Consider the following 15,323-nt stretch of genomic DNA (forward strand, 5'->3'; position numbering starts at 1 on the left):
CGTGTGCCAAGGCTTGCCCCCCTTCCGGCCCTGTGCCGCGCCCGATCACCCCTAGCGTAGCGCCCGCTGCCCAACCGCCACCTGCCCGATCGTTGGGCAGATATGCGGCGGGCCAGACGGCCATGAAGATGAGGACCCTGTGACCTTCAACGCCGCCGCCCTGCTATTGCTTGTTGCAGGCCTTGCGCTGATTGGCTGGCTTGCCGGCCGCGCGCGATCGGTCTTGCTGGCGCACCGCGCCGGTAACAAGCTGCATTCGCGCCCACAATATCACGGCTGGTATGTCGCATTGTGGCTGTTCGCGCCCGCGATCTTGTTCCTGACCATATGGTCGGCGGTATCGCCCGCCTTGGTGACCAACACTGTGCTGGACAGCCCCGCCGCGCAAAACCTGCCGCAATTTGGCTTTGAACGCGCCGCCATTTTGGCCGACGCTCGCGCGGTGGCACAGGGCAAGCAGGACATCGTCCGGCTGGAAAAATCTGCCCCACTGGTCCGCCCTTATGTTCAAGCAACGCGTCAATATGCCCTGATCGGCATCAGCGCGATGTTTGCTTTGGCACTGGCGGGCGGTCTTTATGCCTTCACGCGCATTCGCCCCGAATTTCGGGCCCGTTCGCGGGTTGAAAAAATCGTCATGGTGGCGCTGATCTTGGCGTCTTTGGTGGCGATTTTGACGACATTCGGCATTGTCTTGTCATTACTGTTTGAATCCATTCGTTTTTTCAAACTGGTGTCGCCAAGTGAATTGCTGTTTGGCACCCAATGGAACCCGCAAAGCGGCGCGCCCGTCAAAGACACATTTGGCGGCATTCCCCTATTTTGGGGCACCGTGCTGATCGGCGCGATTATCGCCATGATCGTCGCCATTCCCATCGGCATGATGACCGCCGTTTACCTGACCCAATATGCCAAGCCGGTGGTGCGCAAATGGGTCAAGCCCTTGCTGGAAATTCTGGCTGGTGTTCCCACCGTGGTTTATGGCTATTTCGCCGCGCTGACCGTCGCCCCGATGCTGCGCGAATTTGCGGTAATGATCGGCATTTCCAACGCATCGACCGAAAGCGCCCTTGCCGCCGGCATTGTGATGGGCGTGATGATCATTCCATTCGTATCGTCCATGGCCGACGACAGCATCAACGCCGTGCCCCAATCGATGCGCGACGGCAGCTTGGCCTTGGGCGCGACGCCCAATGAAACCATCCGCCAAGTGTTGATCCCCGCCGCGCTGCCTGGCGTGATGGGCGGCATTTTGCTGGCCGTCAGCCGCGCCATTGGTGAAACCATGATCGTGGTGATGGCCGCTGGTTTGTCGGCCAATCTGACCGCCAATCCCTTTTCCAGCGTCACGACCGTGACGGCTCAGATCGTCAAATTGCTGACAGGCGATCAGGAATTCGATAGCGCCAAAACGCTTGCCGCTTTTGCGCTGGGTCTGGTCTTGTTCACGGTGACGCTGCTTCTCAACATCGTCGCTCTGCGCATCGTCAAAAAGTATCGCGAAGCTTATGACTAACCCCACCTCCCCCACCGATTGGAAGGGTCAGGTGATGCAGAAACGCATCGCTGGCCGCTATGCCGCAGAACGTCGGTTCAAGCTGTTCGGCTTGATCGCGGTATTATTGTCGGGTGCGTTTCTGGCCTTTTTGCTGATCACCATGGTCGGCAATGGCGCGCGCGGTTTCACCTATACTCATGTATCGGTGCCGATTGACTTCAAGGCCATGCCTTTGAATATCGACAAAGACCGCCTTGATGACGCCGATGCCGATCAGGTCATCGCCAACAGCGGCTTGTCAGATCTCGTGACCTTCGCCGCCGAAGAAGCCCTTGGCCCTGACGCGGCCAAGCTGATTTCAGAAAATGCGTGGAAAGAAGTTCGCACTGCGATCAAAGATGATCCAGAATTGCTGAACGGACGCCATGTCTTTGAATTGCCTGCATCCAGCGCCGTTGACATTGCCGCCAAAAATGGCACGAAAAGCGATGTATCGGCGCTGGCCGCACAGTTGAAACAAGACGGTAAATTGTCGACGGGCATTCACTGGCCCTTCTTCCGCAACGCCGATGCCACCGACCCAGCGGTGGCGGGCATTTGGGGTGCGTTAAAAGGGTCCATCCTGACGATCCTGATCGCCTTTGCCATCGCCTTTCCAACCGGTGTCTTGGCGGCCCTATACCTAGAGGAATTCGCCCCCAAGAACCGCCTGACCGATTGGATTGAGGTTTCGATCAACAATCTGGCCGCCGTTCCGTCGATCATCTTTGGTTTGTTGGCGCTGGCGGTGTTCATCAATTGGTTCGGCTTTTGCCAAGCCAGTGCGCTGGTTGGCGGCATGACTTTGGCCCTGATGACCATGCCCGTCATCGTGATTGCGGCGCGCAACGCCATCAAGGCCGTGCCGCCATCCATCCGCGATGCGGCGCTGGGCATTGGCGCCAGCCCCGTTCAGGTGGTGTTTCACCATGTTTTGCCGCTGGCTTTGCCGGGTATTTTGACGGGCACGATCATTGGCATGGCCCGCGCCTTGGGGGAAACCGCCCCGTTGCTGCTGATTGGTATGCGCGCCTTTATCGGCGATGTGCCCAGCGGCCTTTGCTCGCCATCCACTGTCCTGCCGATGCAGATCTTCTTGTGGTCGGACGAAGTGGATCGCGGCTTTGTGGAAAAAACATCGGCGGCTATCATCGTCCTGCTCTTTGTGCTGCTGTCGATGAACGCCATTGCCATCTATCTTCGTAACAAATTTGAAAAGCGTTGGTAATCATGACCGATATGACTTCATCCGAACTCTACATTGCCGACCCCAAGATGACGGCGCAAAATGTGAATGTTTTTTATGGCGAAAAACAGGCCATTAAAAATGTCTCCATTGACGTCAGCACCGACTTGGTCACCGCCTTCATCGGCCCATCGGGTTGCGGCAAATCAACCTTTTTGCGCACGCTGAACCGCATGAACGACACGGTCGCGGGTGCCCGTGTCGAAGGGAAAATCATGCTGGAGGGCGAGGATATTTACGCGCCCTCCATGGACGTGGTGCAATTGCGCGCCCGCGTCGGCATGGTGTTCCAAAAACCCAACCCCTTCCCCAAATCCATTTATGACAATGTGGCCTATGGCCCGCGCATTCATGGCTTGGCCCCCAGCAAAGCCGATATGGATGTCGTGGTCGAAAAGGCCCTGACCCGCGCCGGATTGTGGGACGAAGTGAAGGACCGCTTGGGCGAAAGCGGCACCGCCTTGTCGGGTGGTCAGCAACAGCGATTGTGCATCGCCCGCGCCATTGCGGTCGACCCCGAAGTGATTTTGATGGACGAGCCTTGCTCGGCGCTTGACCCCATCGCCACCGCCAAGATCGAGGAGCTGATCCACGATTTGCGCGGCAAATTCGCCATTGTGATTGTGACGCATAATATGCAGCAAGCCGCCCGAGTGTCACAGCGCACCGCCTTCTTCCATCTGGGAACCTTGGTGGAATATGGCAAGACGACAGATATTTTCACCAATCCCAAACAAGAACGCACCAAAGATTATATCACCGGTCGTTACGGTTAATCGCGCGCCTGAAAGGACGTTGGATTATGGCAATTGTAAATGATCATACGGTCAAAGCATTTGACGATGATTTAAACCGCTTGCGCGGCCTCATCAGCGAAATGGGTGGCCGCGCCGAACAAGCGCTGCGTCAAGCAATGACCGCGCTCAGCACCGGCGACTTGGAACTGGCGGCCCGCGTGGTCGAAGGCGACAAGCAAATTGACGCCTTGGAGGCAGAGGTCGAGCAACTCGCGGTGCAAACCATCGCGCTGCGTGCGCCAATGGCCGACGATTTGCGCGAAATGATCGCGGCTTTGAAAATCGTCTCCGTCGTGGAGCGCATGGGTGACTATGCGAAAAACATCGCCAAGCGCGTGGCCCAATTTGACCAAAGCCGCCGCATCGACACCGTGCCTTTGCTGGTCAGCATGTCGAATTTGGTGGTCGAACTGATCCGAGACGCGCTCGACAGCTTTGCCGCCCGTGATGCGGATTTGGCCGTTGATGTCACCATCCGCGACAAAGCGGTGGACGATTATTACAACAGCATCTTTCGCACCCAAGTGACGTTCATGATGGAAAATCCGCGCTACATTACCGAAAGCGCGCATTTGCTTTTCATCGCCAAAAATCTGGAACGCGTCGGCGACCATGCGACCAACATCGCGGAAATGGTTTATTATGTCGTGAAGGGCGAACGGATGGAGGAACGCGAACGCGGCCCAACACCCGAAGATAACAGCATCATAGCGGGGGAATAATCCCATGCCACAGCCCGATTTATTGCTTATCGAAGATGATGAGGCGATCGCCGAATTGATCGTGTGGCACTTTGCCCGCGAAGGCTATAGCGTGCGCCAAACGCCCGACGGCGAACAAGCGCTGATCTTGGTCGAAGAACGGGTGCCAGACATTGTCCTGCTCGACTGGATGATCGAAAGCCTCCCGGGCATCGAAGTGTGTCGCCGCATTCGCCGCAACCCCAAATCCGCCAATGTGCCCATCATCATGTTGACAGCGCGCGGCGAAGAGGAAGACCGTATTCGCGGGCTGGAAACCGGCGCGGATGACTATGTCACCAAGCCCTTCAGCCCCCGCGAATTGGTGGCCCGCGTTTCGGCGGTCCTACGCCGCTTGCGCCCTGCCTTGGCGGGCGAAACCCTAGCCTATAGCGATATCGAATTGGACAGTGTGTCGCACAAGGTGGTGCGCGCTGGGCAAATCGTCACCATGGGGCCAACGGAATTTCGCTTGCTGCGCCATTTTATGGAACATCCAGGCCGCGTCTTTTCCCGCGTCCAATTGCTGGACAGCGTGTGGGGACAAGATAGCGATATTGAACTGCGGACCGTCGACGTGCATATCCGCCGTCTGCGCAAAGCGATCAACCTGCCAGACACCAAGGATATTATCCGCACCGTGCGTTCGGCGGGCTATGCGCTGGACGCCAACTAGCCGCCTAGCCTATGATAGAATGATAAAAAGCCCGCTTTTCAATGATGAAAAGCGGGCTTTTTATTCCTATGACCCCAGAAGCTTAGAAATCAATTTGGGTGCGGAGCCCAAATGTGTCGGCCTGATATTCCCGATCCCCATTGGCCGCTGCAACACGGGCATCGCTGATCCACAGCTTGCCATAATTGGCAGTCAGGCGAACATAATCCATGGGCGCCCACACAAGTGACAACCATGCCGCTTGCTGCTTGCCACCCGTGATATCGACATCATTCAGGTCCAAATGGTCATAACGCAAATTGACCTCTATCGCGCCGGGGCCACCTTTGTGAATTGGGTTCGACGGTTTCAACCGATCAAAGGCCCCCTCTTTATATCCACGGCTGTCGCCCTTGGTTAGCACCATACCGACCTCGGCATATCCGCCAAAGAATGTGGGGTTCGCACCATCGACACGTTGAACCTTTTGCCAATATCCTTCTGCCGTCGCATGGAATGGGCCGTGGCGAACGGAACCCTCCAGCCCCCAGCTTCGTTCGCCCTTGGCCGCAATATTTCCTGTATCAACCAATCGGAGGTCCGTTGTATGCGCGCCAGGCCGTGCGCGGTACCGCACGCTGGCGTCAGCATCGTTCAAATCCCGCATGTGCAAGGATCCGCCCAAATGCAATTGGGTTTTATCCCCCAGTTTCGGCGACCAGACCGCACGTCCATCGGCGGCGAAACTATTGTTGCGATCGTCCAGCAAATCCGATGCATTGGCACCAAATACCCCGCCTTGCAGCAATATGTCGTCCTTGGCATATTCCGCCGACAAGCCAACGCGCCGTTCAAAACCAAAGGCTTGGGAAATAGTGCTTCGTTCCATCATCGACGTAAACAGGTCGCTGGTCATTTCCTCCAGCCCCCAAAATGTCTTTACCTGCCCCACCGTCAGGCTCAACGGACCGGTGCCATAACTGATATAGCCGTCGGTTAATTCTGCGTCGACGCCCGCCAGATCAAATTCCAGCCGATATCCAAAACCACCGGGCACCGTGCCATCCACGCCCAAATAGAGGCGGCGAAACTCTGTCCGGAAACCGCCGCGATCCTCTGTCACGCCGGTTGGGGTATCCACGCTGGCCATATCGACCTGCAAACGGCCCCGCGGCTTGAAACTCCAGCCGTCATCACGCTTCCATTCCGGCGCGCCGCGCCAATTCACGCTTGTTTCTGGCTTTGCTGAGGAAGCAGCAGCGGGCGCGGCGGCGACCATATTGCCGCCCGCAACGACAGGTTCAGCGGCGGACGCAACAATGGGCGCTGAAATGGATGCTGGTGCGGACGCCCCTTCCAGCGCATCCAATCGACGCTGCATTTTTTCCATCTGAGCGCGCATATTTTCCAATTCCGCGCGCAGCGCAGCCGCATCATCACCAGTCGCAACCTGCGCCTCCGACTGGGCGGCCGCCATTGCTGGTGAAGCCAGCATGCTAGTTCCCAGAATAGTAAAGAGAAATAGTCTTCGCATGCTACGGCTCCACTCTCATCTTCAATGGGAGATGCTCCTAGGTGGATTATATGACAAATCAAAGACAGTAATAAGTCCGCTTTATTTCATTCAGTTTTTTCCTGCCCTGCCAAGGCTGATGGCTTGTCTGCGCTTGCTGACACGCTAAGGAATAAGCTGATAGTCTATCCAGCTACAGAAAATGAACGCCATGGATAGCAAATTAGGGAGCAGAGAATGACAATTTCGTTCGACGGACGCGTGGCCATTGTCACCGGAGCAGGTGGCGGTTTGGGCCGCGCCTATGCGCTGGAATTGGCCCGTCGGGGTGCCAAGGTGGTGGTCAATGATCTGGGCGGCGCACGCGATGGCACGGGCCACAGCGACGCTGCCTTGAAAGTGGTCGAAGAAATTCAGGCTGCTGGCGGTACGGCCATGTCCAACGGCGGCAATGTCGCTGACGCCCAGCAAATGGAAGAAATGGTCGCCAAAGCCAAGGAAACATGGGGCGGTGTGCACGTCCTCATCAACAACGCCGGCATTTTGCGTGACAAAAGCTTTACCAAAATGACGATGGAGGATTTTAATCTGGTCCTTCAAGTTCACTTGCAAGGCAGCGCCAATGCCACCAAGGCCTGTTGGGATTTGATGCGCGAACAAGGCTATGGCCGCATTTTGATGACCGCATCGTCCACCGGCCTTTATGGCAATTTCGGCCAAGCCAATTATGGCGCCGCCAAGCTGGGCCTTGCGGGCCTGACCAAAACGCTGCACCTCGAAGGCGCGAAATATAATGTGCGCTGCAACACCATCGCGCCAGTGGCGGGAACCCGCATGACCGAAGATATCTTCCCACCAGAATTGTTCGAAAAATTCACACCGGACAATGTGGTTCCTGCGGCCCTGTTCTTGGTCAGCGAAGACGCCCCATCGAATATGATCATCGGCGCAGGCGCTGGTGCCTATCATGCCGCCTTTGTCACCGCGACACCGGGCATCGCCTTGCCCGAAGACCAACGCACCCCCGAAGGCATTGCCGCGGCGTGGGATCAAATCATCGACCGCACGGGCGAAATCGTTCCCCAATCGGGCAGCGAACAGTCGATGATCGTCATGCAAGCTCTGCAAAAACTGGGCGCATAATGGATAAAAACCGCCCATGGTTGGTCATGGGCGGTTTATTATGATGGGGCCTCCTAGGACTTAGGCTCCTCGGCTTGCGGCCAGCCTTAATCTTTAATGATTTTAATCAATTTCCGCTCAATAGGGGCCAAAATATTGGCCAATTCGTCCCCGCGCTTCAACACGGACCCAGCTTCGGATATCAGCGCCCACATCCCCTGCCGATGACGCAGGACGGGGCGTTTTTCGATACGATATTCCGGACGCTCCGCCGCCCGACGAAAAGCAGAAAATATCGCCACGTCGCGGTGGAAATCCATGGCATAATCTTTCCAATGCCCCGCAGCGACCATCCGGCCATAAAGATCTAATATTCGGCCCAGCTCCAGCCGATCAAAGCCGATTTGCTGAACAGCCCGAACCGGCATCACCGTCACATTGGGCGGAAGTGCCATTATGCGCTGATGCGATCGTCGCTGTCGGAATTGGGATCGCTGCTGTGATCGGAACGCTCAGCGCTATCCTCGTCGCCTTTCCGTTGCACAATCAACTGCGCGATTTGCTTTTGCAGCACCTCAAGCTGGCACTGCAATATTTCCAGCTTCTGCGTCGCTGGGTCGAAAATTTCGCTGCATGGCGTGCCATAGGGAACAAATTCCCGTGAATATTCGGTGGCATCGACCAAGGTCGAACGGGCGGGAATGCCAACCATCACCGCGCCTTCGGGCACATCTTTGGTCACCACGGCATTGCTGCCGACGCGCGCACGGGGATTCACGGTGATGGGGCCCAATATCTGGGCACCCGCCCCAACAATCACATCATCGCACAAGGTCGGGTGACGCTTGCCACCCACGCCATTGGCAGGGTCTGTTCCGCCCAAGGTAACACACTGATACAGCGTCACATTATCGCCAATTTCAGCGGTTTCCCCAATGACGGTAAATCCATGGTCAATGAACAAATGGCGACCAATGGTCGCACCGGGGTGAATATCAATGGCGGTCAGCCAGCGGGATATATGGTTCACCAACCGCGCCAGAAAAAACATGCGCGCCACAAACAACCAATGGGCGATGCGGTGCATGCCCACGGCCAGCAAGCCGGGGTATAGCAAAATTTCCCACCGAGAGCGCGGCGCAGGGTCGCGTGCCTTGATGGAATCGAGATAGGCGATCAGCCCTTGGAACATGCGTTCATCCCCTAAGCCCTGCTCCCCATGGATGCACGGCGGCACGTGTCATGCTGCGTAATTAAGACTTTCGACATGATATTTCCAGCCCCCAGCGGTTTTTCACGCCGGATGAAAATATTTTTCTATATTTTATAGTGACTTATTTATCGGCCAAAAAGCCCAATACGCAGCATCAACAGCCCCTCTCGGCGCAAATCACGCGCACCGTCCGCACGGCCAATTTGCCCTGCCAAGCGGTCCAGCATCAACCAACCACGCTGGCCCGCACCATATTGCGCCGGACGAAGCTTGGCACAGTCGCCCGCCGCCGCCAGCAACGTCGCACCATCCTCGCTTCCGCGCTGGACATAGGCCCCCCATAGCAGGCCCCAAGCCTGTCCGACATGCGCATCCACCCCGTTCGAACCCGCCGTGCAGCGCATCGACAAGGAAAATAGGCAATGACCAAATGCTGTCGCAGCCACCTCTTGCTCGGTCGCATCCTCGGCTAACAACATAGCCTCTGCGGCGTCGACCAACGCCTCAATACCCGCAACACCGTGAAAATGCTTTTGAAAGTCTGCCAGAAGCGGCTCCCCCTGCGGCAAAGCATCTGGCTGCGCGCCCAGCATCGCCATCATGTCGCGCCACCACGCCAATTTAATTTGGCCGATCATCGGTTCGCGCACATCGTCTAACAATTTGGTCAGGCGAAATGCCAGCATCCACAAGCATTGCACCGCGTCGCGCTTGTCGGCGGGCAGCGTCAACAATATGCGCGGGTCGGTGGGCGCGGGCAGAAATTCTGCTGCCAGCATCGCGCCATCCGCTGGCGCATCGTTGTCGTGCGGCACGTGATGCGCGTGGTCGCCCTGCCCGTCGCAGCCATCATGGGCGCTATGCAGATGCTCCGTCATCATCACTTCCCCATATGGTTCGATCTTGGGCTGCACCAGCCGGCTCCTGCACAAATAATAAAAAGGGGCGAAGGCGGCCCTATGCCATCCTTCGCCCCTTTTATCAAAATTATCGCTATTATGCGCGGTTACAAATCGACTTTACCGCTGCAATCACACGGGGCACATCCACCACAGCCGCTTTTTCCAAATTGGCCGCATATGGCAATGGAACGTCTTCGTTGCACACGCGCACAACTGGCGCGTCCAGATCGTCAAAGCCCTGTTCCATCGCCACCATCGCCAATTCGCTGGCAATAGAGCAAACGGGCCAACCTTCTTCGACCACAACCAAATGGTTGGTCTTCTTCAGGCTGGCCAGCACCGTCGCGGTATCCAGCGGGCGCAAGGTGCGAAGGTCGATCACCTCTGCGTCAATGCCATCTGCCGCCAAAGCTTCCGCCGCTTCCAACGCCAAGCCCACCCCAATTGAGTAGCTGACAATGGTCACGCCCGCCCCTTCGCGCATGATACGCGCTTTGCCGATGGGCAGCACATAATCATCCATCGCGGGCACATCAAACGAGCGGCCATATAGCAGCTCATTTTCCAAGAAGACCACGGGATCTTCGCTGCGAATGGCTGCCTTCATCAGGCCCTTGGCATCCGCTGCGTCATATGGCGAAATGACCACCAACCCTGGCACATTGGCATACCAAGGCGCATAATTTTGGCTGTGCTGTGCGCCCACACGCGATGCCGCGCCATTGGGGCCACGGAACACAATCGGGCAACGCATTTGGCCACCCGACATATAGTTGGTCTTGGCCGCTGAGTTGATGATATGGTCAATCGCCTGCATGGCAAAGTTGAACGTCATAAACTCGATCACTGGCTTCAAACCGCCCATGGCCGCACCCGCGCCCAGACCAGCAAAACCATATTCAGTGATCGGCGTATCCACCACGCGCTGCGGACCAAATTCCTGCAATAGGCCTTGGGTCACCTTATAGGCCCCCTGATATTCGGCCACTTCTTCACCCATCACGAAAACGCGGTCGTCAGCGCGCATTTCTTCGGCCATCGCGTCGCGCAAGGCTTCACGAACCGTCGTTTTGACCATTTCCGTACCCGCCGGAATGGCAGGGTCCGAAACTTGGGCTTTGGCGGTTACAGGCTTGGCAGCAGGAGCCGCTTGCGCAGGCGCTTCGGCAGCTTCGGCCTTGGCGGGCGCGGCGCTGGCGGCGACTTCGCCCGTGTCATCTTCGCCGCGAATGATGGCGATGACCGTGCCCACTTTGACATTGTCGCTGCCCTCAGCGATCAGGATTTTCTCCACCGTGCCTTCGTCCACGGCTTCAAATTCCATCGTCGCTTTGTCGGTTTCAATTTCGGCCAAAATATCGCCCGATTGAACCACATCACCCTCTTTGACCATCCATTTGGCGAGCGTGCCCTCTTCCATCGTCGGCGACAGCGCCGGCATTTTCAGTTCGATTGGCATCAATATTGCTCCACCAGCACGTCGGTATAGAGTTCGTGTAATTCGGGTTCGGGCGCATTTTCCGCGAAATCAGCCGATTCATTCACAATCTGGCGGATTTCCTTGTCGATTCCCTTGATCTTGTCTTCGGTGATGCCCGCTTCGACCATCAAACGCTTCAAATGTTCGATGGGGTCCGACTGGTCGCGCACGGCCTGCACTTCCTCACGGCTGCGATATTTCGCTGGGTCAGACATGGAATGGCCGCGATAACGATAGGTTTTCAGTTCCAGCAAGATCGGACCTTTGCCCGCACGCACCCATTCTAGCGCCGTTTCCGCCGCACCGCGAACGGCCAGCACGTCCATGCCGTCAATCTGCAAGCCCGGAATGCGGAAGCTTTCGCCGCGACGATATAGCTGGTCCTCAGCCGACGCACGGTTCACTGATGTACCCATGGCATATTGGTTGTTTTCGATCACAAAAATGATCGGCAATTTCCACAGCTCGGCCATGTTAAAGCTCTCATAGACCTGACCTTGGTTGGCTGCGCCATCACCAAAATAGGCCATGGCAACGCCGCCATCTCCGCGATATTTATGCGCAAAAGCCAAACCATTGCCCAGCGCAACCTGTGCGCCCACAATACCGTGACCGCCATAAAATTTATGTTCCACGCTGAACATATGCATCGAACCGCCCTTGCCGCGCGAAATGCCAGCGGCGCGGCCCGTCAGTTCGGCCATAATCACATTGGGGTCGATACCATAAGCCAACATATGGCCATGGTCGCGGTAACCGGTAATCACGCTGTCCTTGTCGGCGTCCAGCGCGGACTGCAAACCAACAGCCACCGCTTCTTGGCCAATATATAAATGACAAAAACCGCCGATCAGGCCCAGACCATAAAGCTGGCCAGCCTTTTCTTCGAAACGGCGGATCAACATCATGTCGCGATAGAATTTTTCCAATTCTTCGGGCGACGCATCATAAGGCACCGGATCACGCGGCATCTCGCGGTTGGGCGCAGGCGCGGGGGTAGCAGCAGCTTTTTTGGGCGCGTCATTCGAGCGCGCAGGAGCTTTGGCCAAGGCGATTTTCCTTTGCGTTAAGCCGTAATGGCACCAGCGCTATAAGAGACGAAATCCTGAAATGGCAACGCCTCTAACCAGTGCCAAACGGGCATATAGTGATAACGCAGGTCCTATAAAAAAGCCACCTGCCACCACCTCAACGCAAAATTTGAACAGAGGTTTCAAGGCCGGCGCAATGCAATGTCAGATAATTACATAAGCATGGCCGATTGTGAATTTTAGTTCCGATTGCAACACCTATTGCATTTATCGCAATTGGTTCTTTTAACCAAAATATATTTTGCACATCTCGGCTTATTTTTTGCAATCCATGTCCAAAAACAAGGCCTGTCGATGGCGCACACACCTCATCCAGCCCGTGCCATCACGGCTTTTTGGGCGATTCCATCGGGATAATCACTTCATCAGGATGATAAGCACCCAGACGTTCTCGGACATATTCTTCGGCCAGATCAGGGTCGACGCGGCGCTGGTCCAACAAATTCACACGGTTCTGCAATTCGCTTTCGCGCTTTTGCAATTCCGTCAGGATCAACTGCTTCTTTTCCACCGACTGACCATATTCGCCCCAAGCATAAAGTCCGGTCGGGCCGAAAATCGCATAGCCGAGCATCGCCAGCACCGCGATCAGCGCCAAAGCTGGCCCTGTGGCCTTGCCCATGGATTTACGAAGTTTGTGGCGTTGCATCATAGATTCGTTGAATCACAGCAGATTCCCCGCGTCAAGGCATGCAGGACGAATTGTGCGATAATATTATATATATGCACTGAATAGCGGCGTAGCCCACCCCGTCGCGCTGGCCGCGACGCACGGCCCCACATGCCCGAACCCAGCGCGCGGCGAAAGCATCGTCCCTGCCACAACGCCCATAACGCCCGCCCTACACATAAAAAACGGCGCCGCCCCAATGGGAACAGCGCCGTCATTCAAGCGGCCAACCAACGAACGGCCAGCCTTAGCATCAACGATTTAGGCGAAGATTTTCGCGCCTGGGTAAATCGCCATATTGCCCAATTCTTCTTCGATACGGATCAGCTGGTTATATTTTGCCAACCGGTCCGAACGGGCCAAGCTGCCGGTCTTGATCTGACCGCAGTTGGTGGCAACCGCCAAGTCGGCAATGGTATAATCTTCGGTCTCACCCGAACGGTGCGACATAACAGCGGTGTAACGCGCACGATGCGCCATATCGACCGCATCCAGCGTTTCCGACAGCGTGCCGATCTGGTTAACTTTCACCAACAGGCTGTTAGCCAAGCCCTTGGTGATACCTTCTTCCAAACGAGCAGGGTTGGTGACGAACAAATCGTCTCCAACCAGTTGGCACTTGTTACCGATCAAGTCGGTCAGCGCCTTCCAGCCGATGAAATCATCTTCGCCCATGCCATCTTCGATCGACTTGATCGGATAGTCAGCAACCAGCTTGGCCAGATATTCCGCAAATTCTTCTGGCGATAGCGACAGATTTTCGCCGCTGATTTCATATTTGCCATTTTTGAAAAATTCGGTCGATGCACAGTCCAGCGCCAGCACAACATCGCTGCCCAGCTTGAAGCCAGCTTGTTCGACCGAAGCGGAGATAAAGTCCAGCGCATCGCGGGTCGATGCCAGATTTGGCGCAAAACCGCCTTCGTCACCCACAGCGGTGGCCAGACCCTTTTGCGACAGGCCCTTCTTCAGCGTGTGGAAAATTTCCGAACCCCAACGCACGGCTTCTGCGATGCTGTCGGCGCCCACCGGCATCACCATAAATTCTTGGAAATCAATGGGGTTATCGGCATGTTCACCGCCATTGATGATGTTCATCATCGGCACAGGCAAGGTGCGGGCGGACACGCCGCCAACATAGCGGTACAGCGGCAAACCACGTGCATCAGCCGCCGCCTTGGCCACGGCCAGACTGACGCCCAAAATGGCATTCGCACCCAAACGCGACTTGTTGGGAGTGCCATCGACTTCGATCATCTTGTCGTCGATTTCGCGCTGATCTTCGGCGTCCAAGCCCAGCAAGGCTTCGGCGATGTCGGCGTTGACGGCTTCAACAGCCTTGGTCACGCCCTTGCCCAAATAGCGGCTCTTGTCGCCGTCGCGCAATTCCATGGCTTCGTGCGCGCCAGTCGATGCGCCGGATGGCACGGCAGCGCGGCCAAAGCTGCCATCCTCCAACAAAACATCCACTTCAACCGTGGGATTTCCACGGCTGTCAAGGATTTCGCGGCCGTGAATGTCGATGATGGCAGTCATGATGGTCGTCCTGCAAAAAATGGCCCGAAACAGGCCGATGGGTTACAATCGACCGCCTGTTATCTTTGTGCGGACAGGAGCGCAAGATTGTCAGGAAATTTTGACAGCTATGGAACCATTGCCCCCGCCTCGCTATATAAACTCTGTCATCTATGTGCTAATGTCCGCACTAGCGTAACTGGATTTTGTCATTTCTGATTAATCGCTGATTTCAGGGATTTCACACAGAGAGAATGAGGATTATAACTATGGCCAACGCCAATTCTGACAATTCGCCTTTCTCGACAGCGGCAGACACAGCCAAGGAAGGCGCAGCCGAAGCCATTGTCGCAACAAAGGAAACTTTGGACAATATGGCCGACCAAGCGCGCAACCACCCCATTCGCGACCAAGTATCGGCCACCGTCGGCACGATCAAAGATGAAGCGCGCCGCCACGCGGACAATCTCAAGGGCGAAGCCGCCAATCTGAAAGATCAGGCCAGCACCAAAGCCCGCGACGCCGCCACCGCTGGCAAAGGCAAGGCCGCCGAAGCTGTCGGCAGCCTTGCGAAGCTGTTGCAGGACACAGCCCCCACTGTCGACGACAAGCTGGGCAAACAATATGGCGACTATGCCCGCAGTGCCGCGACCAGCGTATCGGGCTTTGCCAACTCGTTGGAGCAAAAGGACATTGACGAACTGGCCGAAAATGCCCGCGACTTTGTTCGCAAAAGCCCCGCCGTGGCCGTTGGCGCCGCCGCTGTTGTCGGCTTTGTGCTGGCCCGCATGTTGAAAGGCGGCTCGAAGGACTGAGACCGACACCGCCCCGCTTCCTCGGTT

Annotated in this window: 15 protein-coding genes; 7 read left to right on the plus strand and 8 right to left on the minus strand. The window is 56.4% G+C overall.

Annotated features, from left to right (window positions below; genetic code table 11):
• Positions 1 to 139 precede the first annotated feature (139 nt).
• From pstC to phoB, 5 genes are read left to right on the plus strand one after another with little or no spacing between them, the layout of a single operon-like run.
• On the plus strand, positions 140 to 1,516 hold the full coding sequence (gene pstC / locus LKO31_RS07660) for a phosphate ABC transporter permease subunit PstC (protein ID WP_227689704.1): 1,377 nt from the start codon (positions 140 to 142) through the stop codon (positions 1,514 to 1,516).
• Positions 1,509 to 2,765, plus strand: coding sequence for a phosphate ABC transporter permease PstA (gene pstA, locus LKO31_RS07665; protein WP_227689705.1), 1,257 nt, complete (start codon positions 1,509 to 1,511; stop codon positions 2,763 to 2,765). Before pstC ends, pstA begins: the two co-directional genes overlap by 8 nt.
• A gap of 11 nt (positions 2,766 to 2,776) precedes the next feature.
• Positions 2,777 to 3,559 carry a phosphate ABC transporter ATP-binding protein PstB gene (pstB, locus tag LKO31_RS07670; RefSeq protein WP_407699262.1) on the plus strand — a complete coding sequence of 261 codons (783 nt, stop codon included), beginning with the start codon at positions 2,777 to 2,779 and terminating at the stop codon, positions 3,557 to 3,559.
• 26 nt (positions 3,560 to 3,585) lie between these two features.
• Positions 3,586 to 4,302 (plus strand): phosphate signaling complex protein PhoU, encoded by a 717-nt coding sequence (gene phoU, locus LKO31_RS07675; RefSeq protein WP_227689707.1) that lies wholly within the window; start codon positions 3,586 to 3,588, stop codon positions 4,300 to 4,302.
• A gap of 4 nt (positions 4,303 to 4,306) precedes the next feature.
• On the plus strand, positions 4,307 to 4,996 hold the full coding sequence (phoB, locus tag LKO31_RS07680; RefSeq protein ID WP_227689708.1) for a phosphate regulon transcriptional regulator PhoB: 690 nt from the start codon (positions 4,307 to 4,309) through the stop codon (positions 4,994 to 4,996).
• A gap of 82 nt (positions 4,997 to 5,078) precedes the next feature.
• Here the strand turns inward: phoB and LKO31_RS07685 are convergent, their stop codons facing one another.
• Complete coding sequence (locus LKO31_RS07685) at positions 5,079 to 6,470, minus strand: porin (protein WP_227689709.1); 1,392 nt, start codon at positions 6,468 to 6,470, stop codon at positions 5,079 to 5,081.
• Between the two features lie 255 nt (positions 6,471 to 6,725).
• Between LKO31_RS07685 and LKO31_RS07690 the strand changes: the two genes are divergently transcribed.
• A complete protein-coding gene (locus tag LKO31_RS07690; RefSeq protein WP_227689710.1) occupies positions 6,726 to 7,631 on the plus strand; it encodes an SDR family oxidoreductase in 906 nt (301 codons plus the stop codon).
• Positions 7,632 to 7,717: 86 nt separating this feature from the next.
• On the opposite strand, the gene LKO31_RS07695 is transcribed toward LKO31_RS07690, so the two are convergent.
• From LKO31_RS07695 to eno, 7 genes are all read right to left on the minus strand, one after another.
• Complete coding sequence (locus tag LKO31_RS07695; protein WP_227689711.1) at positions 7,718 to 8,065, minus strand: DUF2794 domain-containing protein; 348 nt, start codon at positions 8,063 to 8,065, stop codon at positions 7,718 to 7,720.
• Positions 8,065 to 8,802 (minus strand): serine O-acetyltransferase EpsC, encoded by a 738-nt coding sequence (gene epsC, locus LKO31_RS07700; RefSeq protein ID WP_227689712.1) that lies wholly within the window; start codon positions 8,800 to 8,802, stop codon positions 8,065 to 8,067. The genes LKO31_RS07695 and epsC overlap by 1 nt, the downstream gene beginning before the upstream one ends.
• 146 nt (positions 8,803 to 8,948) lie before the next feature.
• The gene (locus LKO31_RS07705) at positions 8,949 to 9,737 is read right to left on the minus strand and encodes a hypothetical protein (RefSeq protein ID WP_227689713.1); all 789 of its coding nucleotides are present in this window, start codon (positions 9,735 to 9,737) and stop codon (positions 8,949 to 8,951) included.
• 82 nt (positions 9,738 to 9,819) lie between these two features.
• Positions 9,820 to 11,184 carry a pyruvate dehydrogenase complex E1 component subunit beta gene (locus LKO31_RS07710; protein ID WP_227689714.1) on the minus strand — a complete coding sequence of 455 codons (1,365 nt, stop codon included), beginning with the start codon at positions 11,182 to 11,184 and terminating at the stop codon, positions 9,820 to 9,822.
• Positions 11,184 to 12,254, minus strand: a complete 1,071-nt coding sequence (pdhA, locus tag LKO31_RS07715) for a pyruvate dehydrogenase (acetyl-transferring) E1 component subunit alpha (protein WP_407699260.1) — start codon at positions 12,252 to 12,254, stop codon at positions 11,184 to 11,186. Before pdhA ends, LKO31_RS07710 begins: the two co-directional genes overlap by 1 nt.
• A 367-nt stretch (positions 12,255 to 12,621) precedes the next feature.
• Positions 12,622 to 12,948 (minus strand): FtsB family cell division protein, encoded by a 327-nt coding sequence (locus LKO31_RS07720; protein ID WP_227689715.1) that lies wholly within the window; start codon positions 12,946 to 12,948, stop codon positions 12,622 to 12,624.
• A 279-nt stretch (positions 12,949 to 13,227) separates the two neighbouring features.
• Complete coding sequence (gene eno / locus LKO31_RS07725) at positions 13,228 to 14,502, minus strand: phosphopyruvate hydratase (RefSeq protein ID WP_227689716.1); 1,275 nt, start codon at positions 14,500 to 14,502, stop codon at positions 13,228 to 13,230.
• A gap of 248 nt (positions 14,503 to 14,750) precedes the next feature.
• Between eno and LKO31_RS07730 the strand changes: the two genes are divergently transcribed.
• Entirely contained in the window at positions 14,751 to 15,296 is a 546-nt protein-coding gene (locus LKO31_RS07730; protein ID WP_227689717.1) for a hypothetical protein, read from the plus strand.
• Positions 15,297 to 15,323: the final 27 nt, after the last annotated feature.

Source organism: Sphingopyxis yananensis, from assembly GCF_020687785.1.
Classification (GTDB): domain Bacteria; phylum Pseudomonadota; class Alphaproteobacteria; order Sphingomonadales; family Sphingomonadaceae; genus Sphingopyxis; species Sphingopyxis yananensis.